Origin of the sequence: Edaphobacter sp. 4G125, from assembly GCF_014274685.1 — a bacterium.
Taxonomy (GTDB): Bacteria; Acidobacteriota; Terriglobia; order Terriglobales; family Acidobacteriaceae; genus Edaphobacter.
Genome location: NZ_CP060393.1, coordinates 3686856 through 3711985, shown reverse-complemented (window position 1 = coordinate 3711985; position 25130 = coordinate 3686856). Strand labels below are relative to the sequence as shown.

The 25130-nt window shown below is 54.1% G+C and carries 22 protein-coding genes and 1 tRNA gene; 16 read left to right on the top strand and 7 right to left on the bottom strand.

What is annotated here, in order from left to right; all coding sequences use genetic code 11:
* Nucleotides 1–40: 40 nt before the first annotated feature.
* Together H7846_RS15565 and H7846_RS15560 are read right to left on the bottom strand one after the other, a co-directional pair.
* On the bottom strand, nt 41–325 hold the full coding sequence (locus tag H7846_RS15565) for a hypothetical protein (RefSeq protein ID WP_186696427.1): 285 nt from the start codon (nt 323–325) through the stop codon (nt 41–43).
* A 207-nt stretch (nt 326–532) separates the two neighbouring features.
* The gene (locus H7846_RS15560; RefSeq protein WP_186693387.1) at nt 533–805 is read right to left on the bottom strand and encodes a hypothetical protein; all 273 of its coding nucleotides are present in this window, start codon (nt 803–805) and stop codon (nt 533–535) included.
* A 142-nt stretch (nt 806–947) separates the two neighbouring features.
* On the opposite strand from H7846_RS15560, the gene H7846_RS15555 reads away from it, so the two are divergent.
* From H7846_RS15555 to rocD, 14 genes are all read left to right on the top strand, one after another.
* Nucleotides 948–1130 (top strand): hypothetical protein, encoded by a 183-nt coding sequence (locus H7846_RS15555; RefSeq protein WP_186693385.1) that lies wholly within the window; start codon nt 948–950, stop codon nt 1128–1130.
* A complete protein-coding gene (locus H7846_RS15550; protein WP_186693383.1) occupies nt 1127–1858 on the top strand; it encodes an SIMPL domain-containing protein in 732 nt (243 codons plus the stop codon). Before H7846_RS15555 ends, H7846_RS15550 begins: the two co-directional genes overlap by 4 nt.
* 57 nt (nt 1859–1915) lie before the next feature.
* Nucleotides 1916–2632 carry an SIMPL domain-containing protein gene (locus tag H7846_RS15545; protein ID WP_186693381.1) on the top strand — a complete coding sequence of 239 codons (717 nt, stop codon included), beginning with the start codon at nt 1916–1918 and terminating at the stop codon, nt 2630–2632.
* 43 nt (nt 2633–2675) lie between these two features.
* On the top strand, nt 2676–3470 hold the full coding sequence (locus H7846_RS15540; protein ID WP_186693380.1) for an acyltransferase: 795 nt from the start codon (nt 2676–2678) through the stop codon (nt 3468–3470).
* Between the two features lie 46 nt (nt 3471–3516).
* Nucleotides 3517–4218, top strand: a complete 702-nt coding sequence (locus H7846_RS15535) for a site-2 protease family protein (RefSeq protein WP_186693378.1) — start codon at nt 3517–3519, stop codon at nt 4216–4218.
* A gap of 32 nt (nt 4219–4250) precedes the next feature.
* Nucleotides 4251–5417, top strand: a complete 1167-nt coding sequence (gene trpS, locus H7846_RS15530) for a tryptophan--tRNA ligase (RefSeq protein ID WP_186693376.1) — start codon at nt 4251–4253, stop codon at nt 5415–5417.
* A gap of 3 nt (nt 5418–5420) precedes the next feature.
* On the top strand, nt 5421–6389 hold the full coding sequence (locus H7846_RS15525) for a segregation and condensation protein A (RefSeq protein WP_186693374.1): 969 nt from the start codon (nt 5421–5423) through the stop codon (nt 6387–6389).
* 117 nt (nt 6390–6506) lie between these two features.
* Complete coding sequence (locus H7846_RS15520) at nt 6507–8114, top strand: inorganic phosphate transporter (RefSeq protein WP_186693372.1); 1608 nt, start codon at nt 6507–6509, stop codon at nt 8112–8114.
* Between the two features lie 112 nt (nt 8115–8226).
* Nucleotides 8227–9210: an SMC-Scp complex subunit ScpB gene (gene scpB, locus H7846_RS15515; RefSeq protein ID WP_186693370.1), complete on the top strand. Its 984-nt coding sequence runs from the start codon at nt 8227–8229 to the stop codon at nt 9208–9210.
* A 56-nt stretch (nt 9211–9266) separates the two neighbouring features.
* Nucleotides 9267–10190 carry a pseudouridine synthase gene (locus tag H7846_RS15510; RefSeq protein WP_186693368.1) on the top strand — a complete coding sequence of 308 codons (924 nt, stop codon included), beginning with the start codon at nt 9267–9269 and terminating at the stop codon, nt 10188–10190.
* Between the two features lie 272 nt (nt 10191–10462).
* A complete protein-coding gene (gene msrA / locus H7846_RS15505) occupies nt 10463–10939 on the top strand; it encodes a peptide-methionine (S)-S-oxide reductase MsrA (RefSeq protein WP_186693366.1) in 477 nt (158 codons plus the stop codon).
* 357 nt (nt 10940–11296) lie between these two features.
* Nucleotides 11297–12727, top strand: a complete 1431-nt coding sequence (locus H7846_RS15500; RefSeq protein ID WP_255460675.1) for a DEAD/DEAH box helicase — start codon at nt 11297–11299, stop codon at nt 12725–12727.
* A gap of 137 nt (nt 12728–12864) precedes the next feature.
* Nucleotides 12865–14502, top strand: a complete 1638-nt coding sequence (locus H7846_RS15495) for an ABC-F family ATP-binding cassette domain-containing protein (RefSeq protein WP_186693364.1) — start codon at nt 12865–12867, stop codon at nt 14500–14502.
* Nucleotides 14503–14670: 168 nt separating this feature from the next.
* Nucleotides 14671–15924: an ornithine--oxo-acid transaminase gene (gene rocD / locus H7846_RS15490; RefSeq protein WP_186693354.1), complete on the top strand. Its 1254-nt coding sequence runs from the start codon at nt 14671–14673 to the stop codon at nt 15922–15924.
* A gap of 80 nt (nt 15925–16004) precedes the next feature.
* On the opposite strand, the gene H7846_RS15485 is transcribed toward rocD, so the two are convergent.
* The 4 genes from H7846_RS15485 to H7846_RS15470 form a co-directional block, all read right to left on the bottom strand.
* Nucleotides 16005–17006, bottom strand: coding sequence for a polysaccharide deacetylase family protein (locus H7846_RS15485; protein WP_186693351.1), 1002 nt, complete (start codon nt 17004–17006; stop codon nt 16005–16007).
* A gap of 80 nt (nt 17007–17086) precedes the next feature.
* A complete protein-coding gene (locus H7846_RS15480) occupies nt 17087–18325 on the bottom strand; it encodes a carboxylate--amine ligase (RefSeq protein WP_186693349.1) in 1239 nt (412 codons plus the stop codon).
* Between the two features lie 1160 nt (nt 18326–19485).
* Nucleotides 19486–19561 (bottom strand) — tRNA-Cys (locus tag H7846_RS15475).
* Between the two features lie 55 nt (nt 19562–19616).
* Nucleotides 19617–20273: a peroxiredoxin gene (locus H7846_RS15470; RefSeq protein WP_186696425.1), complete on the bottom strand. Its 657-nt coding sequence runs from the start codon at nt 20271–20273 to the stop codon at nt 19617–19619.
* A gap of 296 nt (nt 20274–20569) precedes the next feature.
* Here H7846_RS15470 and H7846_RS15465 point away from each other — a divergent pair, with 296 nt between their 5' ends.
* Both H7846_RS15465 and H7846_RS15460 read left to right on the top strand, forming a co-directional pair.
* Nucleotides 20570–21517, top strand: coding sequence for a PhzF family phenazine biosynthesis protein (locus H7846_RS15465; protein ID WP_186693347.1), 948 nt, complete (start codon nt 20570–20572; stop codon nt 21515–21517).
* Between the two features lie 641 nt (nt 21518–22158).
* Nucleotides 22159–22590 (top strand): response regulator, encoded by a 432-nt coding sequence (locus H7846_RS15460; RefSeq protein ID WP_186693345.1) that lies wholly within the window; start codon nt 22159–22161, stop codon nt 22588–22590.
* Between the two features lie 49 nt (nt 22591–22639).
* Here the strand turns inward: H7846_RS15460 and recG are convergent, their stop codons facing one another.
* Entirely contained in the window at nt 22640–25027 is a 2388-nt protein-coding gene (recG, locus tag H7846_RS15455; protein ID WP_186693344.1) for an ATP-dependent DNA helicase RecG, read from the bottom strand.
* Nucleotides 25028–25130: the final 103 nt, after the last annotated feature.

The window sequence follows — 25130 nt, the reverse complement described above, 5'->3', positions numbered from 1 at the left end:
TGTCCGCTCTTTCCGAATCTTCCGAGGCTGACGGAGTTCCTTAGTAGCTAAGGAACTCTGTGGTGCCGCGGCGCAGGCGAAGACCAGCAAGCAGGAAAAACACGGCCAGAATTCCCGTGAGGACATCCCAATAGACCATGGGGTGTGCCCAGCCCGGTGAGAGGGTAAAGTCCTGCCCGGCCCAGACCGTCACCAGAATGGAGACGATGAGGCACTGGAAGCCGATGACCAGGAAAAGCTGACCGCGACGGCGGCGCCGATCCAGCTGTTCGACCTCTTCGGGGTTCAGGTTTCGTTCTTCGATGGGCAGCAGCGTGTTAGCCATGATTCCTTTTACGTCTCCCTGGATGTTCTGCGGTTCAGGAAAGTATCCGCTCGGTTCCATTAAAACATAGTTCCAAGTTCTTCCCTTCCTGTGCGGTCCAAAGAGGAGTCTCCGTCCAGCAGGCGGAAAGAATAGCTGAATGACGATTCATCCGTAAAGTGCGTGGGCAGAAAATAATCGCCGACGGACGAGGTGCCTTCAGAGGCATTAGATAAAGGCGACCGATTGAATTCCAGCGACGTCGAAACGTTTGCGACAGCGAGCATTTTTGCAGCCGACCATATCATCGCGACGCACCATGTAGCTCTGGGCTTTGGCAAAGCGTGCACGATCGCGATCGTCTGCCCAGTTGGGAAGCTGATTTTTCTTCCTGCGTACGATCCAGCTCAGTTCATATTCCGCCTGCTGTCCACAGTGCGGGCAAGTCATCGTGTGGGTTCGTTGTTCCGCACGCTCGTCGAAAAAATCCCGTTCTTCCATCCTGCACCTCACCATCAGCGCCGCGTCGTTGGAATCCGCAGACGTTGTGCGGTCTGGTGGTTACCAGACTGCGAGAACAAGAGTATTGCATAATCGCAGAGGGCCATGCAGCAGTTCTGGCAGAGGTCCCAAGGAGCGCGGCATGGGCAAAGCGAAGAAGAAGGTCTTTTCCGCCGTGAAAGCCGTGAAGTCCAATGCCCGGGAACGCGTGGGCACGCCTCCCTCGGAGCGCGTACTTCCAGATCCGAAGCAGAAGCGCATAAACCAGCCCAAATATAAAGAGACGTTAGCCAATCTGATGAACAAGACAGGAGAAGAAGCATGATTCGATTCCGAGCAGTTGCGTTGTCCGCCGTCCTGATTCCTGCTGTTGTTTCCAGTGCAGCCCAGACGATCCAGGTGAACAAGGAGAACCGCACCATCGCCATTACGGCGACGGATAAGGTCACTGCGATTGCAGATCAGGCGACCCTGCACATCGGCTTTATAGCGTATGGGCCTGATAGCAATACGGCCTATGCAAATGGTTCTCGCGTCTCGAATGCGATTATGAAGGCCCTGACGGACGCTGGAATCCCAAAAGACACGATCCAGAGCGAGAACCAGCAGATCACTCCGGTACAGAACTACCAATTGGATAAGTTGACGGAGGCACAGAAAGCGCAGCGGCAGTTCCAGGTACAGCAGAGCTGGACGGTAAAGATGGCGGCGGATAATGCAGCCAAGGCTTTGGATGTGGCGGTGAAAGCTGGGGCCAACCAATCGGGCCAGATCGACTGGGGATTCAAAGATGAGAATGCTCCTGAGGCCGAGGCTGCCGCCAAGGCCCTGAAACGTGCTCACGCTCAGGCCGAGCAGATGGCGACCAGTCTGAACGCGAAGCTGGGCTCTCTGCTCTATGCAAGCAATGAGGTTCAGCCCAGCGGGCCGCGTCCGATGTTCCGAGCTATGGCTGCCGCGCCGATGGCAATGGATAAGGTGGAACCGCTGGCAATTAATCCACGGGAGATTGAAAAATCGGCGACGGTTTACGCTGTGTTTGCCATCGAATAACTTTGTCTCAGGCGGGCTTCTCGTTTACTATTCGCCTCGCGTGTAAGGAGAGTCCGCTTGAAAAAACTATTACTTACTTCCATCATGCTGTCTGCCGGGGTCGGCGCTTTGGCGCAGACAATCACTGTTGGCAAGGACAACCGTACTGTTGCCGTAACGGTTACCGATGATGCGCAGGTCGAATCCGATACCGCTGTCGTGAGTGTAGGGTTTACGTCCTATGGCTCGGACCAGCAACAGACGTATGCAGATGCCACGCGAATCTCGAATCGAGTAATCGATGCGCTGCATGCGGCGGGCGTCCGCGCAGATGCAATCCAAAGTGCGGACCAGAGCCTTACCGAGATCGATGCAGAAGACAAAATTCACTCGGCAAAGGGATTGCGTTTCCGTTTTGCTCAATCATGGAACGTGACCGTCGATGCATCCTCGGCAGCTGATGTTCTTCATACGGCTATCTCGGCTGGCGCAAACAACAGCGGAAATATTCAATGGAAGTTGAAGAATGAGGATGCCTTGGAAGCCGCAGCAGAGGAGAAGGCTCTCGCTCATGCACAGAAGGTTGCCGAACGCTATGCTGCAGGATTGAAATGTAGATTAGGTTCCATGATTTATGCCAGCAATCAGGTCCCAATCCGAGGGCTTTTTGGCGCAACGCTTAATACCGAGACGGCGTCAGCTAGCTCAGCGAGGGTCAATCTGAAGCCACTGGCGATCGCTCCTGAGAAAATCACGAAAACAGCGACCGTTTACGCGGTCTTCGCCATCGAATAGAGCTAAACGGCCAGACCGGTCAGTCATTTGAAAGAGAGAATGCATGCCCCAGTACACCTATCGCGAACTGAAACCGACACCGGAAGCCGAAGCGATCTTTCGCCGGTGGCTTACACAGTTGAACGATGAGTTCACGAAGCATCAGTCGATCGATCGGCGTTCTGAGATCGTGCGCGATGAACTTTACCAGATTTACCTGGGCAAGCCGCATGGAGGTCGCGGCCAGGTAACCCTAAGTAGCGAGCTTGGCAGCCATGTGCTCGTCGAAGCCTTCGATCCGCGCAATGTGACGCTTGAACCGGAGTATTACGGCGATGTGGATGCCGAAAGATACTCCATTCGCAAACCGCTGATCTGGTTCTGGCAGATGTTCGACCGTTCACCGCTGGGACTGAATCACTGGCTGGGGTTTCGCTTCCGCTGCATGTTGGGCCGACATATCTTCAAGTCACTGGGGAAAGGCGTGAAGATCTTTCATAACGTCGAGTTCAGTTTTGGATACAACCTGACAATTGAGGACAACTGTACGATCCACAGAAACGTGATGCTGGACGATCGTGGCGAGTTGATTCTGCGGGAGGGGACGAGCGTTTCGGACTATGCCAACATCTATTCGCATACGCACGACATCAATGTGCAGGCCGATGTTACGAATAAACCGACAGTGATCGGGCCGAGAGCGCGGCTGACATATCATTCGACGGTGCTGGCGGGAGCGAACGTGGGGGAAGACGCGATGGTGGGAGCCATGGCTCTGGCGACCAAGCCGGTTCCGCCTGGAGTTGTTTCGGTGGGGATTCCCGCGAAGGTAAAGCGGGAGAAGAGACCTCGGGCATAATCCGGAGCTGTTTTCGTTGGAGCGATCTTTCCTTTAAGCTAGTGGAATGAACCAGGACATCGTCCTTATCCTCTTCCAGGTGGTTGCGCTGGTCCTTGCCTTCAGTGTGCATGAGTGCGCGCATGCCTGGGTAGCATGGCGGCTGGGGGATCCTACGGCCCGTATGCTGGGCCGCGTCACGCTGAATCCACTCAAGCACCTGGATCCCTTTGGTTCTGTGCTGATGCCGCTGATTGCTCTGGTTTATCATTGGCCACTGATTGGATGGGCGAAGCCGACCCCCGTGACGGGGCGCAATTTTAAGAATTACAGGCGCGACGACATTCTGGTGACGGTTGCGGGTCCGATCAGCAATCTTCTGCTGGCAACCGGAGCACTGATTCTGTTGCTCATTATCAAGCACCTAATTCCTGGAGGAACGGTAGCGGTCTTTACTGCGATGGCGCTGGCGATGCATTATCCCGGGGTCTCGACGGAGAATCTTCCCGCGCTCTTTCCCATTGCGTTGCTGCTTTACTTCATCATCCTGATCAACCTGCTGCTGTTTGTTTTCAACCTGGTGCCATTCCCACCACTGGACGGTAGCCGCATTTTGCGACATTTTCTTCCCTATAATGCGTTGCAGATCTACGATCGCATGGGGATGTTGGCCTTGTGGATCTTCATGCTGCTGGCGGGTGGATTCATCTTTCGAGTCTTTCTCTACCCGCTGCAATCGGCCTTTGACGGCATTCTGGCAGCAATGTAAGCCGTTTCCCGTATCATCGTTATTTGAGCATCATGACCGATTCCAATTCATCTTCACGTCCGCGTATTTTGAGCGGCATGCGTCCCACGGGAAAGCTGCACCTGGGCAACTATATGGGTGCGCTCTATAACTGGGTGAAGCTGCAGCATGAGTATGAGTGCTACTTCTTTATTGCCGACTATCATGCGCTGACGACGGATTATGCCAACACCAGCAGACTTAAGGAGAACATTCGCGAGGTTGCTCTCGACTTTCTCGCAGCCGGTCTTGATCCCAAGCTCTGTGCCATCTTTGTGCAGAGCAAGGTGCCGGCGCACTTCGAGCTTAATGATCTGCTGGCCATGATTACTCCGCTCAGTCTGCTTGAGCGGGTCCCCACGTACAAGGACCAGCAGGAGCAATTGAAGGAGAAGGATCTCGCCACCTATGGCTTTCTTGGTTATCCCCTTCTGCAATCCGCTGACATCCTCACCTACCAGGCATCGTATGTCCCCGTTGGGCAGGATCAGGTGGCTCACGTTGAACTGACACGCGAGGTTGCCCGCCGCTTCAATCAGTTCTTTCCCGGTGAGTTTTACCTCAGCCCCAATGCGGCTCCCTGGGAGATAGGGGCGATTCAGGAGAAGGCTCGCAAGCTGGCAAGTGACAAAAGAAAGAGCGTCTTTTCTGCGCACGAACTTTATGAAGCAGCGAAGCAGACTAAGAAACTTAGCGGCTTCGGTCGTCGCGAAGTGCTACCTGAGCCGCAGGTTCTTTTGACACCTTCCCCGAAGCTGCCCGGCACCGACGGTCGAAAGATGTCCAAGAGTTATGGCAACACCATCCTGCTCTCTGACTCGGAGACGGAGATTCGCTCCAAATTGAAGACGATGGTGACCGATCCGGCGCGCATCCGCCGCGAAGACCCGGGTAACCCTGATGTTTGCCCGGTCTTCGACTTGCATAAGGTCTTTTCGCCTCTCGAAACGCAACAAAATGCCCGTCAGGGGTGCACGACGGCAGGCATTGGTTGCATCGAATGCAAGAGCTGGCTTGCTGATAACCTTGTCCGCGAGCTTGCTCCTATTCGCGAGCGGCGCACATACTTTGAGCAGCATCCTTCTGAGCTCGACGCCATTCTTGAAGACGGTAATGCCCGCGCGAATGCTCGCGCTAACCAGACGATGCGCGAGGTACGCGCTACCGTAGGACTTGATTAATCCATGCCGGAAGAGACACGCGACCCCAATCTCGAGCCACTGAGTCAGCCTGAAGAGACAGAGACTCTCACCGCCGAAGCGACAGATCAGCCGGTGCCTCAAGAACCTTTTGCTCTGAAGCATCCTGTGCCCCCGCCTGCTCCCGAACCGAAACGTTCTGTGGCGAAGGAAAGGGATAAGGAGAAAGAAGAGGCATCGCAGTCGCCTTTCTCTGTGATTGTGGGACAGGTCTACGACGGTCCGCTCGATCTTCTGCTGGACCTTATCCGTAAGCAGAATATCGATATTTACGACATTCCGATCGCTCGTATTACGGAGCAGTTCCTCGAGTACACGCACCAGCTGAAACAAACTGACGTCGATGCTGCTGGCGAGTTTATTTACACGGCTTCTCTGCTGATCCATATCAAGTCGAAGATGCTGCTGCCGCGCGATCCGAGTGACGTTGCCGGAGGCGATGCCGAAGACCCACGGCGCGAATTGGTGGAGCGGCTGCTGGAGCACGAGCGATTCAAGGCTGCCGCCCAGATGTTGTTGCAGAAGCAGCAGATTGAAGAGGCCACGTGGACGAATCCCGGTATTCGGGAGTTTCGCGAAGCTGCTGATGCCGATCGTGAGATCGCGGCGGATACGGTCGATCTGGTCCGCGTGTTTCAGGACATTCTTTCCCGAATGCGCAAGCGCCCGGTGCTCGATGTGGACGAGGAGTCGGTGACGGTCGCCCAGATGATCGACTACGTTAAGCGTCGCCTGGTCATGGAAGACAAGCCAGTCTCACTTCGTCGTTTGCTGCACAATACTCACACAGAGCGGGCGCTAATCTGCATGTTTCTGGCAATGCTGGAGTTAGTTCGCTTGCAGGCAGTACTGCTGCATCAGCCAGTTACGCAAGGAGACATCCTGATCAAAAAGACTGACAACTTCGACCAAGTCTTCGCGGATCAACAGCAGGCTCGGGACGACTGGCGGTAGTTTTCTGTCGCCGCCAGTGGAAATCTTTCATGTGGGATTCATCTTGTCACGGGAAATCATGAACTATAGTGTTCTCACCTAGGGCCCCGAATCTGCTCTTTTCAGGTGACCAACCTTATGGCAACGCCAGCTACGCTTCCTTCGGGCTCTCTTCTCGACGAAAAATTGAAGAAATCCTCTCCTGGCAAAATAGGCAGGATCGTTTTTGGGCTTCTGCTGCTGGGAGGAGTTGGATATATCGTCAGTAGGCTGGCAGAGGATCTTTCGTTTGTTCATCCCAGCTCGATCTTCCCCTACTTTCTTCTTGGGGTTGCTCTGTTGATCGCCCTGGGGTTTGAGTTCGTCAACGGCTTTCACGATACGGCGAATGCAGTCGCGACGGTCATTTATACCCACTCGCTTGAACCACATGTTGCCGTTGTCTGGTCGGGGTTGTGGAACTTTGTCGGCGTATTGACCAGTTCGGGTGCGGTGGCCTATTCGGTGATTACTTTGTTGCCGGTGGAACTGATCCTCAAAGTGAGCAAGGGATCAGGATTCGCCATGGTCTTCGCACTGTTGGTGGCGGCGATTCTGTGGAATCTGGCGACCTGGTATCGCGGACTCCCGGCTTCGAGCTCGCACACCATGATCGGATCCATTATCGGCGTGGGTATTACGAATCAATTGCTCCATGGTGCTAGCGGCGTCAGTGGCGTGGACTGGGAACAGGTCACGAAGGTATTCAAAGCATTGCTGTTTTCTCCGTTGGTTGGGTTTGCCGGCGCTGCGGTACTCTTCCTTCTGTTCAAGCTGGCGTTGCGTGATCCACGTCTCTATGAAGCTCCCAAGGGTACGGATCCGCCTCCGTTTTACATCCGCGCTCTGTTGGTCCTGACTTGCACCGGCGTTAGTTTTGCGCACGGCTCTAACGACGGCCAGAAGGGGATGGGGCTGATCATGCTGATCCTTGTGGGGACGGTGCCGACGGCCTATGCGCTCAATCACGCTGTCACCAACTCTCAGGTGCAGACCTTTACGGCAGTCTCGCATCAGGTCTCTGACGTTGTTTCCCACTATGTGGACGTCAACACGGTTATTGCTGATTCCGGTCCGGAATTGGAGCAATTTGTTTCTTCGCGCACTTTCAAGCCAGAGACAATGCTTGCTTTGCGACAGACGGTTGATGATATCCAGAACGAAGTATCTCGTTACGGAGCGCTCAATCGGGTTCCGCCAGATATGCAATCCAACGTTCGCAATCAGATGTATCTGGTGAGTGAGACGATGCGGTTGTTGCCTAAGTATGGCCCCGCGATTTCCGATCAGGATAAGAAGATCTTTGCGAACTACAAGGGATTTCTTGACCGCTCGACGAAGTTTATTCCCACGTGGGTGAAGGTGGCTGTTGCCCTGGCTCTGGGACTAGGAACGATGGTGGGCTGGAAACGTATCGTAGTGACCGTGGGCGAGAAGATCGGCAAAACCCATCTGACTTATGCCCAGGGCGCCTCGGCAGAGCTGGTTGCGATGATGACTATCCTTGCCGCGGATGGATATGGACTTCCGGTGAGTACGACTCATGTCCTGTCATCGGGCGTAGCCGGAACGATGGCAGCCAATAAGAGCGGGCTACAGACCTCCACGTTGCGCGATATCGCTTTGGCATGGGTCTTTACACTACCTGCGGCTGCGCTGCTCTCCGGGGTCCTCTACTGGCTCTTTAACTTGTTTGTTGTGAAGTAGACCTTTTGATTTGTCTCCGGTAAGAGACATGCGCCATTCTGTGCAAAACGCGTCTTAAATGGGGGATTTCCCTCATTTATGGTGTGGGTTCGTTCCTATACACTCAAAGGCAATGAGCCTCAAAGCAAAGATTGAAGCTGTTATTTACGCATCGGAAGAACCGGTTACCCTGGCCCAACTGATGGGCCTGCTCGGCCAGGAGGCCCAGGCCGAACTGGACCAGATTGCACAAGCCCAGCAGGCGCTTGCTCTCGAAGAATCTGAACAGGATTCAGATGTCGACTTGGAGAACCTGAATCGTGAGATTTCTGCCGAATCTGAACCACCTGTATCGGCTCCAGAGGCATCACCTGAACCCTCCGAAGGGGCAGGTGAAGAGAGCCAGGAACAGCGTTCGGCCCGCGAAAACAAGGAAGATAAGGAGAAGACTCGTCGCTTGCGCGAGCACTTCCGCTCGATTCTCGAGGAGTTGATCGCCGACTATACCAATGGGGATCGAGGACTTGAGATTCGCGAGGTTGCCAGTGGTTATCGCATGGCCACCAAGCCGGAGTATCACGACGCTGTGCGTGGGTTTGTGAAGTCTCTCAAACCGCCGTTGAAGTTGTCGCTGCAGGCCCTGGAAACGCTGGCCGTGGTCTCTTATAAGCAACCCATCACTGCGCCCGAGGTTGCCGAGATTCGCGGTGTGGATTCTGGCGGTGTGCTTGGCTCATTGATGGCGCGCAAGCTGATTACGACTGCAGGACGCAAGCAGGTAATCGGCCGGCCGATTCTCTACAAGACCACCAAGGATTTTCTGCTGCGTTTTGGCCTGAAGGACATCAGCGAACTTCCTTCCATTGAAGAGTTCGAGAAGATGGCTGGCGAACTCAATGAGCAGGAAGAGATTCCAATGGAGGCCCACGAGGAGCATGATGCTCCCGAGACGGCCGCGGAGCTTGAGCCGGAGCGACATACGCATCTGCCCCAGGCCGATGGCAGTCCGGACCCAGTGGATGACCCGCTCGATGATCAAATTCCCGACGAGGAAGAACAGCCAGCAGCTGAATCCGAGGCTACCGTCGCACAAGCGGAAAGAGACCTGAATAACTGATCGTCGATGGCTATGATCCATGATGCTGCTCCGGATATTCAGGCGATAATGGAAGGATGACTCAATCGACCGAACCCCGGGGCGAGCGCCTCCAGAAGATTCTTTCGCAGGCAGGGATTGCCAGCCGCCGCAAGGCCGAGGAACTGATCCTTGAAGGCCGCGTCCAGGTGAACGGGAAGGTTGTGACCGAGCTTGGCACACGGGCCGACCTCGAACAGGATCATATCCGGGTAGACGGAAAGCTGCTGCATGGCCGAGAGCCACAGCGCTACTACATGCTCAACAAACCGCGTGGCTATGTCACCACAGTGTCCGATCCGGAGAACCGACCAACGGTGGTCGACCTGATTGCGAAGCGACAGGGGCCTCATAGTGCGCGTGTGCGTTTGTATCCAGTAGGGCGCCTGGATTATCTCTCGGAGGGGTTGCTGTTGATGACGAATGACGGTGACTTGGCGAACCGCCTCTCCAAGGCCGCCGCAGGCGTTGAGAAGACCTATCTGGTGAAAGTTGCCGGGGTTCCATCAGAAGAAGGACTTGATCAGCTTCGGAAGGGAATCATGATCGATCGCGGACGCCTCAACGAGGTCCGTAGCGGGCGGCGTGATCGGGTGGTTACGGCTCCTGCCAGGGTGGAATTGGTGCGCGGGGGAGAGAATCCCTGGTTTGAACTTGCCCTGACCGAGGGGCGAAATCGGCAGATCCGCAAGATGTTTGAAGAGATTGGACATCATGTGGAAAAAATTCGCCGGATTGGGTATGGAGCTTTGCGACTGGATGTGCCCCCGGGAGAATTTCGGGAACTGACTCCGGGAGAGGTAACTGCGCTTGATCGAGCCGCGAAGGGGCAGAAGGTTGTTCCGAAGCAGAAGACGCCTGAATTTGCTCAGCTGAAAAAAGTTGCAACACCTAAAAAAGTCGGCCGTCGGCCGACTTCGAGCGCGAGAAAAGAACGCCGGCCACGTTCCTCTTCGCGTTAGTCAGATTTATTTTTCCTCATTGAACCAAAGCTGGTTCTGGCATGGAAGCCATGATCTATCGATAGTTATCGACGGCCGTGTGGAAGATCGCCGGGAAGCATTTGACAGGTCTCAATTCTCATGACCAAAATACTCACGCTATTCATCTTTAGGGGGATGACAAAGCCCTGGTGAAGAGCATCCAATAGATATCGCTGATCGCAGATCGTCATGGTCTGTTGTCAGCTGTTCGGCGTATATGTTGTTTTTTTGTAGTAAAGGAGCAGCACGAAGTGGCAACCGAGAAGGCTACGTTTGGAGCAGGATGCTTCTGGGGTGTAGAAGCAAAGTTCAATGAAGTTATTGGAGTAATCGATACAACGGTGGGCTACGAAGGCGGAGACCTTGAGCAACCGAATTACAAAGATGTTTGTACAGACCGCACCGGCCATGCGGAAGTCGTTCAGGTGACGTTTGATAACTCCAGGGTCAGCTATGAGTCCCTCCTGGATGTGTTTTTCGCGATGCATGATCCGACCCAGATCAATCGGCAGGGCCCAGATATCGGGACCCAGTACCGCAGTATCATCTTTACCCATAATGAACGGCAGGCTGCACAGGCACAAGCCAAGATTGCTGAGCTGAATGCCTCTGGAACCTACCGGAATTCGATCGCGACTCAGGTGCGTCTGACGAGGACCTTCTGGCGGGCTGAGGAGTATCACCAGCGCTATCTTGAAAAACGAGGCATGGTGAGCTGCCACATCTGATTGGAGTTTCAGGCCGTAGGGGACCTGTTTCAGACAGGTCCCTTTACGTTTAATCGCGGCGCAACCGGGAGCCTGATAGAATAAAGCTGTACTTGGAGTATGAGTACTTGCCTCGCGGGAAGAGCCTGGGATGGATTCAGGCTGGCCAGAGACCGCTGAGACCAAAAATCTCCAGCATTGATCCATGTCGATTGGATGCGTTGATTGCTCTGGCTTTGATGGAAGATCGTTGTGATCTTTCTCGCCGTGCAGCAGCGTTTGAGCTGAATTCCCTAAGGAATCCATGATGTGTTTGTGCATCGTTCTGCATCCTGTATCTTCCGCTCATAAGAGGAGCGGCCTCACTGAAGGACTATTTTGACGACAACATTAGAAACAATAGAAACGCTGAATTCCATCGGGAATTCCACAACTACCTCCCCTGATTCTCCTCTCTTTACAGATTTTGATCTTTCCGACTCTCTGAAAGAGCGGCTGACCACTGCCGGTTTTATCCGGCCAACGCCGGTACAGGCGGGGGCGATTCCACCTGCGCTCGAGGGGAGCGATATTCTTGCAACAGCTTCAACAGGAACTGGGAAGACGCTCAGTTTTCTCGTTCCCATTCTTGAGAAGCTCGATGCTACTTCTACACCCAGTACGCGCGGCAAGCGCAACGCGATCCGCGCACTGATTCTTCTGCCGACACGTGAGCTTGCGATGCAGGTGCTGGAGAACTACTGGAAACTGATGCCAGTGGCGCGACACGATGCGGCGCTCATCTGCGGAGGACTTTCGGAGAACGCCCAGTTTGAAAATCTTGACCGCGGCCCCCGCGTGGTGGTTGCAACGCCTGGCAGACTGGAGGATTTTCTCCGTCGCCGCGAGATCGATCTCTCACGCGTGGAGATGTTTGTTCTCGACGAGGTGGACCGCATGCTTGACATGGGGTTCCTTCCAGCGATTCGCAGGATTGCTGCTGCGGTACCACGTACGCGCCAGACGATGTGCTATTCGGCCACGCTGGATGCCAATATCCAGGAGGTGGTGCGTGATTATGTTAAGAACCCGATTCGCATTGAAATCGGCTCAACTTCAAAGCCATCGGACCGCGTCGAGTTGCGCGTTTACACCGTAATGCAAGATCAGAAGCTGAGCCTGCTAAACCAGATGCTTGAGGAAGAGGAGGGAAGCTTCCTGGTCTTTTCGCGCACCAAGCATGGGGCAGACCGTATCTCTCGCAAGCTGCAGAAGTTGGGCCACGGCTCCAATGCGATTCATGGCGACCGTTCGCAGTCGCAACGCACGTCGGCACTGAAAGGCTTTGCCGGGGGCAAGCATAGGGTTCTGGTCGCTACGGACGTTGCGGCTCGCGGCATTGATATTTCCGGTATTGCCCACGTGGTGAACTACGATCTCCCGAATGCCAGCGAGGATTTTGTTCACCGCATTGGGCGCACTGGGCGAGCGGGCGCCAAGGGAGTTGCAACTACCTTTGTGATGCCGCAGGAGCACCATGATGCCAGGAAACTTGAGCGCGAACTAAAGATCAGGTTCGACTGGCGCGAGGCAGATAAGAACCTCGCAAAAGAGGAACGAAACAGGCCAATCGATCTGAATACGCTGCCTGCACCATCGACCAACACAGGCAAGGCTTCCGGCCTGGAGGCGTTACTGGCTCTCGAGACACGCACTTGGCGAAATGAGTCGGCGCCGATGCCATCAGGAAAGGGCCGTCGTTCTGGTCCCAGACACAAAGGCCGAGGACGTAAGCCGGGGACTGCAACAGCCCGTCAGGGGAAGCGATAAAGGCTTTCTCTGAATGAGGAATAGCGCGGATCTGGGCTCTGGAGGAGAATCTTTTCGGTTCTCTTCCTATGTTTCATTCGGCCCTTTGGGCCTTCACGTTGAATAACGCGAATTATCGCGTGCGAAAATAGATAGCGATGATCTCTGTTTCTAATGTCACGATGCGCTACGGCTCGAAGCTGCTCTTCGAGGATGTCTCCGTTACCTTTACCTCTGGCCGGCGGTATGGCCTGACCGGTCCTAACGGCGCCGGAAAGTCGACTTTTATGAAGGTCCTTACTGGCGAGATCGATCCTCAGAAGGGAACAGTTGTTCGGCCGAAGAAGATTGGCGTACTCAAGCAGAACCAGTATGAGTTTGATGCGTATCGCGTGATCGATACGGTCATTATGGGCAATAAGGCCCTGTGGGCGGCTCTGGAAGAGCGCGAACAGATCTATGCCAAGCCCGAACTGACGGATGAAGACGGTTCCCGACTGGGGGAATTGGAAGGCATTGTCGGCGATGAAGACGGCTACGAGGCTGAGGCTAATGCTGCCGTGCTGCTTCAGGGGCTCGATATCCCGAATGAAGTGCATGAGCGCAAGATGAGCGAGCTGCAGGGTGGCCAGAAGGTCCGTGTACTGCTGGCGCAAGCGCTATTCGGTAATCCCGAAGCTCTATTTCTGGATGAGCCAACGAACTATCTCGATCTCGACTCTATTCATTGGCTTGAGAATTTTTTGAACCGGTACAACGGTACGGTGATCACGATTTCTCACGACCGCCACTTCCTGAACTCGGTTTGTACGCACATCGCCGATATCGATTACGAGACGATCATCACGTATACCGGCGGGTATGACGATATGGTGCTGCAGAAGACGCAGATTCGTGCTCGCATTGAGTCGCAAAACGAGCAGCGTGAAAAGAAGATTGCGCAGCTGAATGAATTCATTGCGCGCTTCTCTGCTGGTACGCGTAGCTCACAGGTGAACTCACGTAAGAAAGAGGTCGAGCGGTTGCAAACGACCGAGCTTGCCCGCTCGAATATCCAACGGCCATATCTCCGTTTCGATATGTTGCGCCCGTCAGGCAAGCATGTATTGGAATTCGAGGGTGTTAATAAGTCATACGCGCAGCCTGAAGGTAAGGTGGAGCATGTCATCAACAACTTCTCTGCTGCGGTGCTTCGTGGAGACAAGGTTATTCTGATTGGGCGCAATGGTCAGGGCAAGACTACCCTGCTGAAAGCGCTGCTGGCTAATGCTGGATTGGATGAGTCTGAAACTACGGCAATCGATTCCGGCACGGTGAAGTGGGGGCATGAGACCCAGATTGGCTACTTCGCCCAGGACCATGCTGCTTCCATCCCCAAGGGAACGACGGCAGCGGAGTGGCTCCATACATTTGACCCCAAGGCGACGAAGGAAGATATTCGCGGCATTCTTGGCCAGATGCTCTTCCGCGGCGAAGAGGGAATGAAGAAGACCGAGGCTCTCTCCGGAGGTGAAGCTGCCCGCCTCCTCTTCTGCAAGCTGATGTTGCAGAAGCCGAACATCCTTGTGTTGGACGAGCCATCGAACCACCTTGATCTGGAGAGTATCAACGCGCTCAATCAGGCCCTGCAGAAATATGAGGGCACAGTCTTTCTTGTGACGCACGACGAAGACCTGATCGAAGAGGTGGGAACGCGTATCTGGCACTTTGAGGGTGGCCCAGAGGACTTCCACATCACTGATCACAAAGGCCCATACGAGGAATACCAGCAGCAGCTTGCATTAGCCGCGAAGTAGCGCATATTTATACATTGCGTATTCAGAAGGCACAGCGGTTTCCTGCTGTGCCTTCTGTCTTTTATGCAAGCGTGATGTATAAGATCTCGCTTCTTGGAGATGCATTCAACGCATGGAATAATAGCTATAGTCAACAATTCAAATTTTCATCTGGCTCAGGCGGTTGATATGGCAAGCTCAGTTCTGCACAGTGACACAGTGAATGATGTTACGGGAACCGGCGCATCGACTTCTCAGTTGATTGCGCTGGAGGACCAATACGGCGCGCACAACTATAAGCCACTGGATATTGTGGTTCATCGCGCTTCTGGAGTCTGGGTCTACGATGTTGAAGGCCGACGTTATCTCGACTTCCTTGCAGCGTATTCTGCTGTAAATCAAGGGCATTGCCACCCTCGTATTCTTGCCGCCTTGCTGGAGCAGGCTCAGCGCGTTACGCTGACCTCGCGAGCCTTCCGGAATGACCAGCTCCCTCTTTTCTATAAGGAGCTGACAGAGCTGACGGGATTTGAAATGGTTCTGCCCATGAACTCGGGCACAGAGGCCGTTGAATCGGCACTGAAGATTGCGCGCAAATGGGGATACAAGATCAAAGGCATTCCTGAAGGAAAGGCCGAGATTATCGTCTGCGAGAACAACTTCCACGGCCGTACGATTTCGATCATCAGCTTTTCGACCGAGGAGCAGTACCGAGATGGCTTTGGACCGTATCTTGCTGGTTTCAAGATTATTCCTTTTGGCGATGTAAAGGCCTTGCGTGAGGCGATTACGCCAAACACAGCCGCTTTCCTGGTTGAGCCGATTCAGGGTGAAGCGGGAGTTTTGATTCCGCCCGACGGGTTTTTGCGTGAGGCTGCCGCTGTCTGCCGCGAGAACAAGATCCTGTTCATTGCGGACGAGATTCAGTCTGGCTTGGGACGCACAGGCAAGCTCTTTGCCTGTGAGCATGAGGATGTTACCCCGGACGTGATGATCGTTGGTAAAGCGCTGGCTGGAGGATTCTACCCAGTCTCTGCAGTGCTTGCCTCACGCGAGGTACTGGGTGTGATCCACCCAGGCGATCATGGTAGTACCTTTGGTGGAAATCCGATGGCGTGTGCGGTTGCGCGGGTTGCGTTACAAGTGATTGTCGAAGAAAAGTTGTCGGAGCGTTCCGCGGAGCTTGGCGCGTTGTTGATGGAGCGTATCCGCCGGATTCGAAGCCCACAGATTCGCGAGGTTCGTGGGCGGGGTCTTTGGGTGGCGATCGAATTGAACGGGCCGGCTCGCCCCATATGCGAGGCCCTGATGAAAGAGGGCCTTCTATGCAAGGAGACACATGACAACGTCATCCGTCTCGCTCCCCCCTTGGTGATCGAACGCAAAGACCTGCTATGGGCCTGCGATCGGATCGAGGCGGTGCTTGAAGGGAAGGCTTCGTAAACTCTGATCGAAACCAGATTAACAAGGATGTCGCCTGATGAAGTGATCAGGCGACATCCTTGTTTTGCAAGATCTCTGTTTTAATACGGAAGCTTGCCCAGACGTGAGAGAAGCGTTGTTTCAACACGGAAAATCAGATCATCTCGACTTGTAGCCATGCGTAGCAGGTTCATCGGCTGGATGTGATCTGAAGTATTGATTCCGCCATAAAACGAAAAGCACATCTTGTATCCCAGGCTCTGAGCAATATGCTCTGTGGTTTCGTCGAAGGCTCCGCGAATTCCCACGGGATACGCAAGGCTTCGGATCTCTGTTCCAATATTCGCTTCGATATTCTTTTTGGATTCGGTAAGTTCCCATCGTTGGACCTCTGGTGCCATTTGTCCCAAGATATTGTGGGTTTGAGTATGTGAGCCAATTGACATTCCAGCGGCTTTCATCTCGCGAGCTTCTTCCCAGTTGATGAAGCGTCGCTCAACCTGTGGAAGTTCACATCCTATCTGCTCGCGCAGCTCATTCATGAACTGATCACTATTGTGATTGTCTCGTCGTTTGTAGTAGCGCAGCACTTCGCGAATGGCCTGCTCGCGGTCTCCATTGAGATTGATAGTGAATGGAACCGGAGATTGGAATGTAATCTCGGATTTCGGTGAGTTGCGCAGGAGATAAGCGATCTCGTCCCACCAAGGAACTGTAGCTGTGCCTACATATTGTGGAACCAAAAAAAAGTTTCCTGCGCAGTTATGCGCCTTGAGAATTGGAAATGAGATCGTGTAGTCGTTTAAATAGCCATCGTCGAAAGTGATGGCTATTTGGGTATGTTTGAGGGGAGTTTTTCCTGAGACGAGATCTTCCAATTCTTCTCCGGCCACGATGTTGAAGTGTCGTTTGAAATACTTCAACTGCATCTCAAAAGCATCCGCAGAGGCGCTGAAAACATCACGATCGAAACGCGTCAGAGCAGCGTCGCCAACTCTGTGATGGTTCACGATCAGGATGGAAGGCTTCGACCGAGATCGTTCCAGAAGCTGAAGAATGCCGGATCTCTGCAGGAAGGTGGCAGCTAGTCGTCTCTTCGACATTCAGTTGAATGTTCTCCTCTTGGGCCCATTTACCTTAACTTGGATGTTATTGGGGAAGGAAATGTCGCTCCGGTATGTCATCAGGAGAGTTGTCGCCTCAAACCCAGAGCGCGAAGCACAGTACCACCTGCAATACGAGCACAACCCTTGACCGTTGTGAGTGTTGGACGCCAGTCATATCGATCAAAATCAAAAAAATGCAGTTCTCCCCGATAAGTATTGCGAATCTGAGCCCAGGTAAGCAGACCGCGTTCTACATAACGAGGTAAAGCTGGAATATCGCGTCGTAGAACGATATGACGAAAACCTAAATGGGAGGCTTCAGCAGGGGTAACGGGCTGACCAATCAGGTCTAGATAATGCAGCCAGCCGATATCAACTCCTGCATAGACTGAAGCATCAGCCGTAACGCTATAGCGTGGGTTTGCTTCGATTAGACGCACGACACTATCGCGAGTATCTCGTTTTACTTCGATCTCACAGATTCCCACATAACCGATGCCGCACAGAAAATTGTCGCAGAGTAAAGCGATCTCAGGATCGATGACCGGCTCGACAATGGAGCCGCTGCCAAAAAGGACCGGATGAGCCCGTAGCTCGTGAACCACGGTATGGCCGAGGCGACGACCTCCAGAACCATAGACGGAGAGGTAGCAATATTTTGCATCATCGCCGCCAGCGATGATTTCCTGCGCGACGACTTCGGGCTGTTGAGATTCCGCATAGGCATAATTCGTCAACAGATCTTCCGCAGTATCGGCCGTGATCAACTTCAGACCGCGCAGAGGATTACCTTCAGGCAAGGCATCCCATTCGCGCTGATGGCGCGGTTTAATCAGACAAGGAAAGCGTGCCTGCGCGACGAATGCCTCAAGGTCAGGGCGAGACTGGATGTATGCAGTTCGAGGGATCGGAAGCCCGTGCTGGGCGGCCAGAGCGTACTGTTGTTCCTTGGTGGCTAGAGCAGCCTGGATCGCAATGGAGTCGAGCGAAAAGATGTAATGCTCTTTGAGAACTTCTACGTATTTTCCCAGCGCAGAGACAAAGATATCTGCGGCGGGAATGATTACTGGCTTGGCGCCGAGCTTTTTTGCAAGCTCGATCATGAAATCGACCCACTGCTCCGGATATGTATCAGGGTTTGGGCAGAGGTACGATTTGCCGTATGAGGAACGAAAGCCTTCGTGCTCGCTGTGGCAATCGATCCCAATGGTCTGGACGCCACGGCGAAGCAGATCCCGCATCAGGTTCAACCCGGTTTGAAATACGCTGGCGACAACTACAGGTGGCCAATTATTTTGAGCATGAGCTGGATTCACTCGACCGTATCTCCTGGGGATGGGATTGTTCGATGTATCCGTTCTTAAAATGCTACACAGCCAGAATACCGGAACGATGGTGAGATGATTTGTTGCTACTGGTTAAAGTCTTGACGTCTATCGTGTACGGGACCGATCTTTGATGCTCTTTGCGAGTCGTTCGATCTCCTGGGCCTTTTTGACAACAGAAACCGAGAGCGTGTCCTTGTTGCTCTTTGCTACCTCGGCTTTCAACTCTTGTGTGAGTTGGTAGAGCTTTTCTGTATCGGCTTGCAGATCTGCTTGCCTCTGTTCCTCGGGGGAGAGAGGGGGCTTTTTGCTTTTATCCGAGATTGAGGCAGTACCAGGAGCTTTTTCTTGCGGTCTGGGTACGGTTTGCTGTGCTCGTGCGAGGCCAGAAAGCAAGGCGAACGACAATCCCAGGGCGCAGAGTGAGGGGATTGTGAATCCGAATTGTTTTTTCTGACGTTCGCTCATAGCAGCTTGAAATAAGGACATTCTCACCTGCGTAGAATTTTATTCCGGAAGCAATCCAGGCAACCATAGTAATTTATGGCAGTTCTATCGTTGCGCAGTTTCCTGCTGTGACGGTGCAACATCGCAGCGAACGAACCCATGCAGATGGGCAAAGCTGTTAAGCGAGATGAGGTAGCTCTCGGAGATGCCCAGACGGCTACGTGCTTAGCGAGCCACAGCAAAACCATTGAAAGTCACTCGAATGAATGCGCTGGATCTTAGTGCAGCTTCCTGCTCAGGCTTCTGATCCTGCGGACGGCGTCATCGCGTTAGAGGTCAAGGGACCTATAAAGGCAGTGATGGACGGCTATTGCAGCTGCTATGTCGATGGACTTGAGAAACACGGGAAATGTGCTTTCGTGGAACGTACGCGTGAACCAGCCTGAGAAGTTTGCTGTTGAGGTACGTTACAGCAAACCGAAACCGGAGTATCCAACAGGTGCTCGCTTTGTCATGAAGTACGGGGGTACCGTGTTGAGCGCACTTGTTAGTACAGGAACGGCTGTTGAGAGAGTAAGGGACTTTATCGTTTGGAGGACTGAAGATTGAACCGGGGACTCTGCAAAGATCGAGGTTGCGGTCGAAGAGCTTCTACGCCGGTTCACCTCTTCGAGGTGGATCTTCTGCCAAAGCCGTAGAAAATTTGGAGCACCGAGCGGGAATCGAACCCGCGAATACTGATTTTGCAGACCAGCGCGTTAGCCACTTCGCCATCGGTGCTCATGCTCCGCTGCACAGGGATGCGCAGCGGAGTGCATTACAGAGTTAGATTACCTTATCGCGGTTGAGCAGCAGTGCGCAGATAGGGCTTGACGGTCTTAAAGTCCGGGAACAGTTTTGCTGCCTCCTCGTTAGAGATCGCTCCTGTGAGGATGACATCCTCTCCTTGCTTCCAGTTTGCGGGGGTCGCGACCTTGTGCTTCGAGGTGAGCTGGATGGAATCGAGAACGCGGATAATCTCATCGAAGTTGCGGCCCGTGGTCATGGGATAGGCCAGCAGCAGCTTGATGCGTTTGTCGGGTCCGATGACGAAGACCATACGCACAGTGGCGTTGTCGGCGGGGGTACGGCCTTCACAGCTGTCACCTGCTTCACCGGGAAGCATGTCATAGAGCTTGGCGACCTTCAGCTCAGTGTCGCCGATGACGGGGTAGTTGACGGCAGACCCGGTGACTTCTTTGATATCCTCGGCCCACTTGTGGTGGTTGTCGACGGGATCGACGCTCAGGCCGATGACCTTTGCGCCGCGTGCAGCAAACTGGCTCTCGAGCGCGCCGACGGCGCCGAGTTCGGTGGTGCAGACCGGTGTGAAGTCCTTGGGATGAGAGAAGAGAACAGCCCAGCCGTCACCGATCCACTCGTGAAAGCTGATGGGACCGTGGGTCGTCTCCGCTGTAAAGTCTGGAGCAATATCGTTGATGCGCAGTGCCATGTTCGCTATACCTTCCGGGGCAATCGGCCCCACGTTCGATTTGTATATTTCTACCAGCAAGAGAAAACCCACCCTGCTTTGTGGCCGGGTGGGTTTCGCGCTACTCGAAGACGCTTACTTCGATTCGCTCATCCACGCACCCCCGCCGGGCTACAGCAACAGCGGCAGCACATCGAGGTCGTATTGAGCGTGATTTGCATGTGTCAGAAAATATTTCGTACCGCAGCTGGCTTAGCCAGCATCAGGCAGGTTGACCTGATTGCGGTCTAATCAAACCATAGTCCCGGGAGCCTGCCATGTCAAATGTACCGTCGCCACCCCAGCTCTTTTCCACCACCCATACTGCTTTGGATTATGCCTTAGTGGATGTTTTTGCCGAGCGTCCTCTTGAAGGGAACCAGCTTGCCATCTTTACCAACGCCAGAGGGTTATCCGATGCGGAGATGCAGGCGCTAGCGCGAGAGACGAACCTTTCGGAAACGACCTTTATCTTTCCTCGCGATCCAGAGATCGAACGAGAACGCGGAGTTCAGGTTCGAATCTTTACCACCCAGGAGGAGTTGCCCTTCGCTGGACATCCCACGCTGGGAACCTCCAGCTGGCTCTACTGGAACCATCCTGTCTTTCAGAGAGCGGAGACGGTCTTCCTTGATCTTGCGGTAGGCAAAATTCCGGTGCGATTTACTGCTACACCGCAGGACAAACAAGGTGTTTTTGGGACGATGCGACAGAACGACCCCGTCTTTGGGCCACCGCAGGATCGCGGGGAGGTCGCCAGAGTTCTTGGAATTCAAGAAGAAGACATCGACTCCGATCTTCCGGTCCAGACGGTGACCACAGGAAACCCCTTCTGCATGATCCCTCTACGATCTCTTGAGGTGATCAAAAGGATTACAGTTCCCCGGACTACAGCTGTGCAGACTTATTTGCAGAAGTATGACGCCAAATTTTTTTATTTTGTGACTCGAACTTCACAGGGCAGTGGCGCTGACTGGCACGCACGTATGTTGTTTTACAACGGTGAAGATCCTGCTACGGGATCGGCTGCCGGTCCTGCAATTGCATGGCTCGTACGGCACGGCCGGGTTCCGAGTGGTGAGACGGTCATCCTCGAACAAGGAGTCGAGATGCTCCGTCCAAGCCGCCTCCACCTCTCGGCAAAACTTGTCGATGACAAAGTCACTGAAGTGAGTGTCGGGGGGCGCACCATTCCTGTTGCAATGGGACGTCTTTTCCTGCCGTGATGCACTTAATTTCAACAGGGCGCGTTTGTGAATCGCCAATAAATTCGCACCCTTTTCATACTGCGGTGGATGTGCAAGTTCTAATCTTTCCTCCTTTCGCCCTAACTTCGCCGTTGCGCTGACGCCCATCTCTTCATACTCTTGGCAAGCGTTAACGATGTTTTCGCACGCAACGTGCGAGGCATCGCTGATGAGTCTTTCGCCTGTATTACTGACAACCTGAGTTGAGAGAAGCTCGGCTGCCGCGCAGTCGCGAGTCTCTTCGAAGTGCACATGATCGCTGCCTGCAAACGCGCCGATGCGGAGCTATTCCTGCTCCTATAACGGCTGCATCCAGCAGATTGATCTTCGTGCTTCGATGATTCCCTCGCGAGGCAATCTGTGTTGGCCCGGGTCTCTCTCTTTCCTCGCGGTCCGGCTTATGTGAGCTGGACGGTGGCACTGTTCCCTCCGGGAGCAGACAGGGAAGCTTTGTCTTCCTATCTGCTCTCCTTAGGGAGTAGACGACCCGCTATGCCCTTGAACTGCTCAGGGCCGGATCTGCGAGGGCTGCCCTGAAACACCCAGGGGCACGGAACGCAAACCTGCGGTTCGTGTCCCTGGCTCATCCGCCGGCGACCACCGGCAGAAGCGAGACAGCTTTGCGCCCTAAGAAGACGATCCTCTGTGTAGACGACAATGAACAAGCCCTCTCTGTCCGCACCTTTCTCCTTGAAACTCGCGGTTATCGTGTGATCCCGGCGCTCACTCCCCATCATGCTCTTGAGGTGGTAGAGCAATCCGCTCCGGGATCTCTAGATCTGCTGCTGAGCGATATGAACATGCCTCAGATGGATGGCAATGAACTCGTCCGTCGCGCCAAACAACTTCAGCCTGCGCTTCCCGCAATGATCGTCTCCGGGACGATGGGGGCTTCAGAGCGTGCGTGCTGTGCCGACGTATTTCTCCCGAAGGGAGCTAACTCTCCCGCAGAGATGATTGAACGTATTCGCGTGCTGGTTGCCCGTAAGCGCGGGCCCAAGAAGTATCACCAAATCCAGCGGCCTGTGGGTGTGGCCGCGATGGCTTCGTAACGAGAGAAGCGAAAAAGGAGAGCAGGGGATAGCCCTGTTCTTTCCTCGTTTACGCTTCAACTAATCCATAGCGCCGTTGCCACTGCTGTTTGAGGCGCGTCCAGACAGCATCGCGTTCTCCTTGTGAGATTGCAGGGTCAGGTTTTTCGACAAATCGCGAGGCCTCGATCTTGGCCAACTCCAAGATCTTGCGGTCTCGAATGAGATTGGCCACGCGAAACTCCGGCATTCCGGCTTGGCGGGTGCCGAAAAACTCGCCGGGGCCTCGTTGCTCTAGGTCGAACTCTGCAAGTTCGAAGCCATTTTGGGTCGAAACCATAGCATTCAGACGATCTTCTGCCTGTTCGCTGACACTGCTGCCGGTCATCAGAATGCAGTAACTCTTGGCTGCACCACGGCCTACACGTCCACGAAGCTGATGCAGCTGTGCCAGGCCAAAGCGTTCGGCGTGTTCGATGACCATGACGGATGCGTTCGGGACATCGACGCCAACTTCGATGACTGTTGTTGCGATCAGAACATCAATCTCACCACGCTGAAACTGGCGCATGGTGATCTCTTTATCGTTGGCGTTCATGCGTCCATGCAGCAGGCCCAGACGAAGTCCGGAGAGGGCTCCAGTGCGCAGTTCTTCGTACATGTCGCTTGCGGCGCGCAAAGCTTTCTTCGAAGCGAATAATTTTTCAGCCTTCTTTTCCGTTTTTCCTTTGACCTTTTTCCCGCTTTTCCGTTTTGTGTCATCCTCAGCAGAGCCTTTGCGGTGCAAGGGTGAAATCGAAGAAGCTGCGATTGTCTTTGCCTCTTCATCAGGATCCTGCGCAAAATCAAGCTCCGGCTGATCATCTTTTGCACCTTCTATGACCGGATAGACGATATACGCCTGCTGCCCTGCGGCAACCTGTTTGCGGACAAACTGCCAGACGTCCTCTGCTCGCTCTTCGGTCGTTCGCCGCGTAACGATAGGGGTACGTCCTGGAGGTAGCTCGTCGATCACGCTCGTCTCAAGATCGCCATAGAGGGTCAGAGCAAGCGTGCGCGGGATTGGTGTCGCAGTCATCACCAATACGTCGGGCTCCGCAGAGTGCCCATCCGAGCCTGGCTTCTTCATCAGCTGAAACCGTTGCTGCACGCCGAAACGATGTTGTTCGTCTACGATGACCAGTCCGAGATTGTCGAAGTCGACCTTTTCCTCGATCAAGGCATGGGTCCCGATCGCCAGATCGGTCTCACCGCGAAAGATTCTCCCTCGAGCTTCTCGCTTCGCCGCATCGTCAAGAGAACCAGTCAGCAGAGTAATGCGATAGGGTCGGCCAGTATGCGGCGAAAGTGCATCGCCCAGAAGCTTGCGCGCAGAAAGATAGTGTTGTGTCGCCAGAATCTCTGTAGGCGCCATCAAGGCCACCTGATAACCATTCTCAATGGAAATCAAGGCAGCCTGCATGGCGACAATCGTTTTGCCGGAGCCTACATCGCCTTGCAGCAGACGGCGCATGGGTTGCGCTTTCCGCATATCCGCCGCAATCTCTCCCAGCACGCGCTTTTGTGCGGCGGTGGGATGAAAGGGGAGGATCTGCTTAATCGCCCGGCGCACATTTTCTCCGGTTGTAAAGGCGATTCCTTCGCGTTCGCGCATCCTGCGGCGCTTCAGCTCAAGACCAAGCTCGAGATAGAAGAGTTCCTCGAAGATCAGTCTGCGGTGTGCTGGAGTGGCTGCCGACATCAGCTCGGCGATTGGAGTTCCAGCTTCAGGAAAGTGTGTTGCCCGTAGAGCTTCTAATCGGTTCGGTAGACCCAATCTTTCGAGCATGACATCTGGCAGAGTCTCAGGGACCGCGCTGACCGACTGACCGCCCAGCTTGTTGGCTTGCTGGCTTCCCAACTCCTCCAGCAGAGTCCAGATCACTCTCCGCAGCCAGCGTGAGGTTAGTTTCGCTCCCCATACGGTCGTCCCCCCCAGGAACTCATAGACAGGAACGATGCGTCCTACTTCCAGTGAAACAAACTCCGCTTCAGGAGAGTCCATCGTTGGAAGGATCTCAAACTGCGGCTGAATCATCTTGAACTTTCCGGCGGTCGATCGCGAGGCTTCGAGCTTGCCGTAAAGAGCCACCATCTGCCCAGCGCGAAACTTGTCTTTTAGATAGTTACCGTGAAACCAGATGCACTTGACGGTGTCTAAGTTCTGGCCAACCGTCATCTCAAAGATCGGCATCGACCGCGTTCGTAACAGGACGGAACCGCGGACTTCACCGATGATTGAGGCCATCGCTCCGGCCTTCAGATCGCGGATCGGTAGCGGATTGAGCCGGTCTTCATAGCGAAAAGGCAGGTGATAAAGCAGGTCTTCGACTGTTTCGACTCCGCGTTTCGCCAAATCTTCGGCGATCCGTTCTCCGACACGTTTGATGAATTTGATTGGAGTCGAAAGTTCGAGCACAGTCTGATGCTACCAAGCTGCTCTGGAGAGGAAGGAAACCCGGGGAGAGGAAGTCGGTCGGAGGTGGTCATGAAACCAGTGCCTGCCATGTTCTCCTGCTAAA

What these genes read in the sequence shown, in the direction of transcription:
- H7846_RS15465 (WP_186693347.1), top strand. Translation starts at nt 20,570, where the DNA reads ATGTCAAATGTACCGTCGCCACCCCAGCTCTTTTCCACCACCCATACT.
- H7846_RS15535 (WP_186693378.1), top strand. Translation starts at nt 3,517, where the DNA reads ATGAACCAGGACATCGTCCTTATCCTCTTCCAGGTGGTTGCGCTGGTC.
- H7846_RS15560 (WP_186693387.1), bottom strand. Translation starts at nt 805, where the DNA reads ATGGAAGAACGGGATTTTTTCGACGAGCGTGCGGAACAACGAACCCAC.
- rocD (WP_186693354.1), top strand. Translation starts at nt 14,671, where the DNA reads ATGGCAAGCTCAGTTCTGCACAGTGACACAGTGAATGATGTTACGGGA.
- H7846_RS15495 (WP_186693364.1), top strand. Translation starts at nt 12,865, where the DNA reads ATGATCTCTGTTTCTAATGTCACGATGCGCTACGGCTCGAAGCTGCTC.
- H7846_RS15540 (WP_186693380.1), top strand. Translation starts at nt 2,676, where the DNA reads ATGCCCCAGTACACCTATCGCGAACTGAAACCGACACCGGAAGCCGAA.
- H7846_RS15555 (WP_186693385.1), top strand. Translation starts at nt 948, where the DNA reads ATGGGCAAAGCGAAGAAGAAGGTCTTTTCCGCCGTGAAAGCCGTGAAG.
- trpS (WP_186693376.1), top strand. Translation starts at nt 4,251, where the DNA reads ATGACCGATTCCAATTCATCTTCACGTCCGCGTATTTTGAGCGGCATG.
- H7846_RS15485 (WP_186693351.1), bottom strand. Translation starts at nt 17,006, where the DNA reads ATGTCGAAGAGACGACTAGCTGCCACCTTCCTGCAGAGATCCGGCATT.
- H7846_RS15565 (WP_186696427.1), bottom strand. Translation starts at nt 325, where the DNA reads ATGGCTAACACGCTGCTGCCCATCGAAGAACGAAACCTGAACCCCGAA.
- scpB (WP_186693370.1), top strand. Translation starts at nt 8,227, where the DNA reads ATGAGCCTCAAAGCAAAGATTGAAGCTGTTATTTACGCATCGGAAGAA.
- H7846_RS15510 (WP_186693368.1), top strand. Translation starts at nt 9,267, where the DNA reads ATGACTCAATCGACCGAACCCCGGGGCGAGCGCCTCCAGAAGATTCTT.
- H7846_RS15470 (WP_186696425.1), bottom strand. Translation starts at nt 20,273, where the DNA reads ATGGCACTGCGCATCAACGATATTGCTCCAGACTTTACAGCGGAGACG.
- H7846_RS15525 (WP_186693374.1), top strand. Translation starts at nt 5,421, where the DNA reads ATGCCGGAAGAGACACGCGACCCCAATCTCGAGCCACTGAGTCAGCCT.
- H7846_RS15550 (WP_186693383.1), top strand. Translation starts at nt 1,127, where the DNA reads ATGATTCGATTCCGAGCAGTTGCGTTGTCCGCCGTCCTGATTCCTGCT.
- H7846_RS15520 (WP_186693372.1), top strand. Translation starts at nt 6,507, where the DNA reads ATGGCAACGCCAGCTACGCTTCCTTCGGGCTCTCTTCTCGACGAAAAA.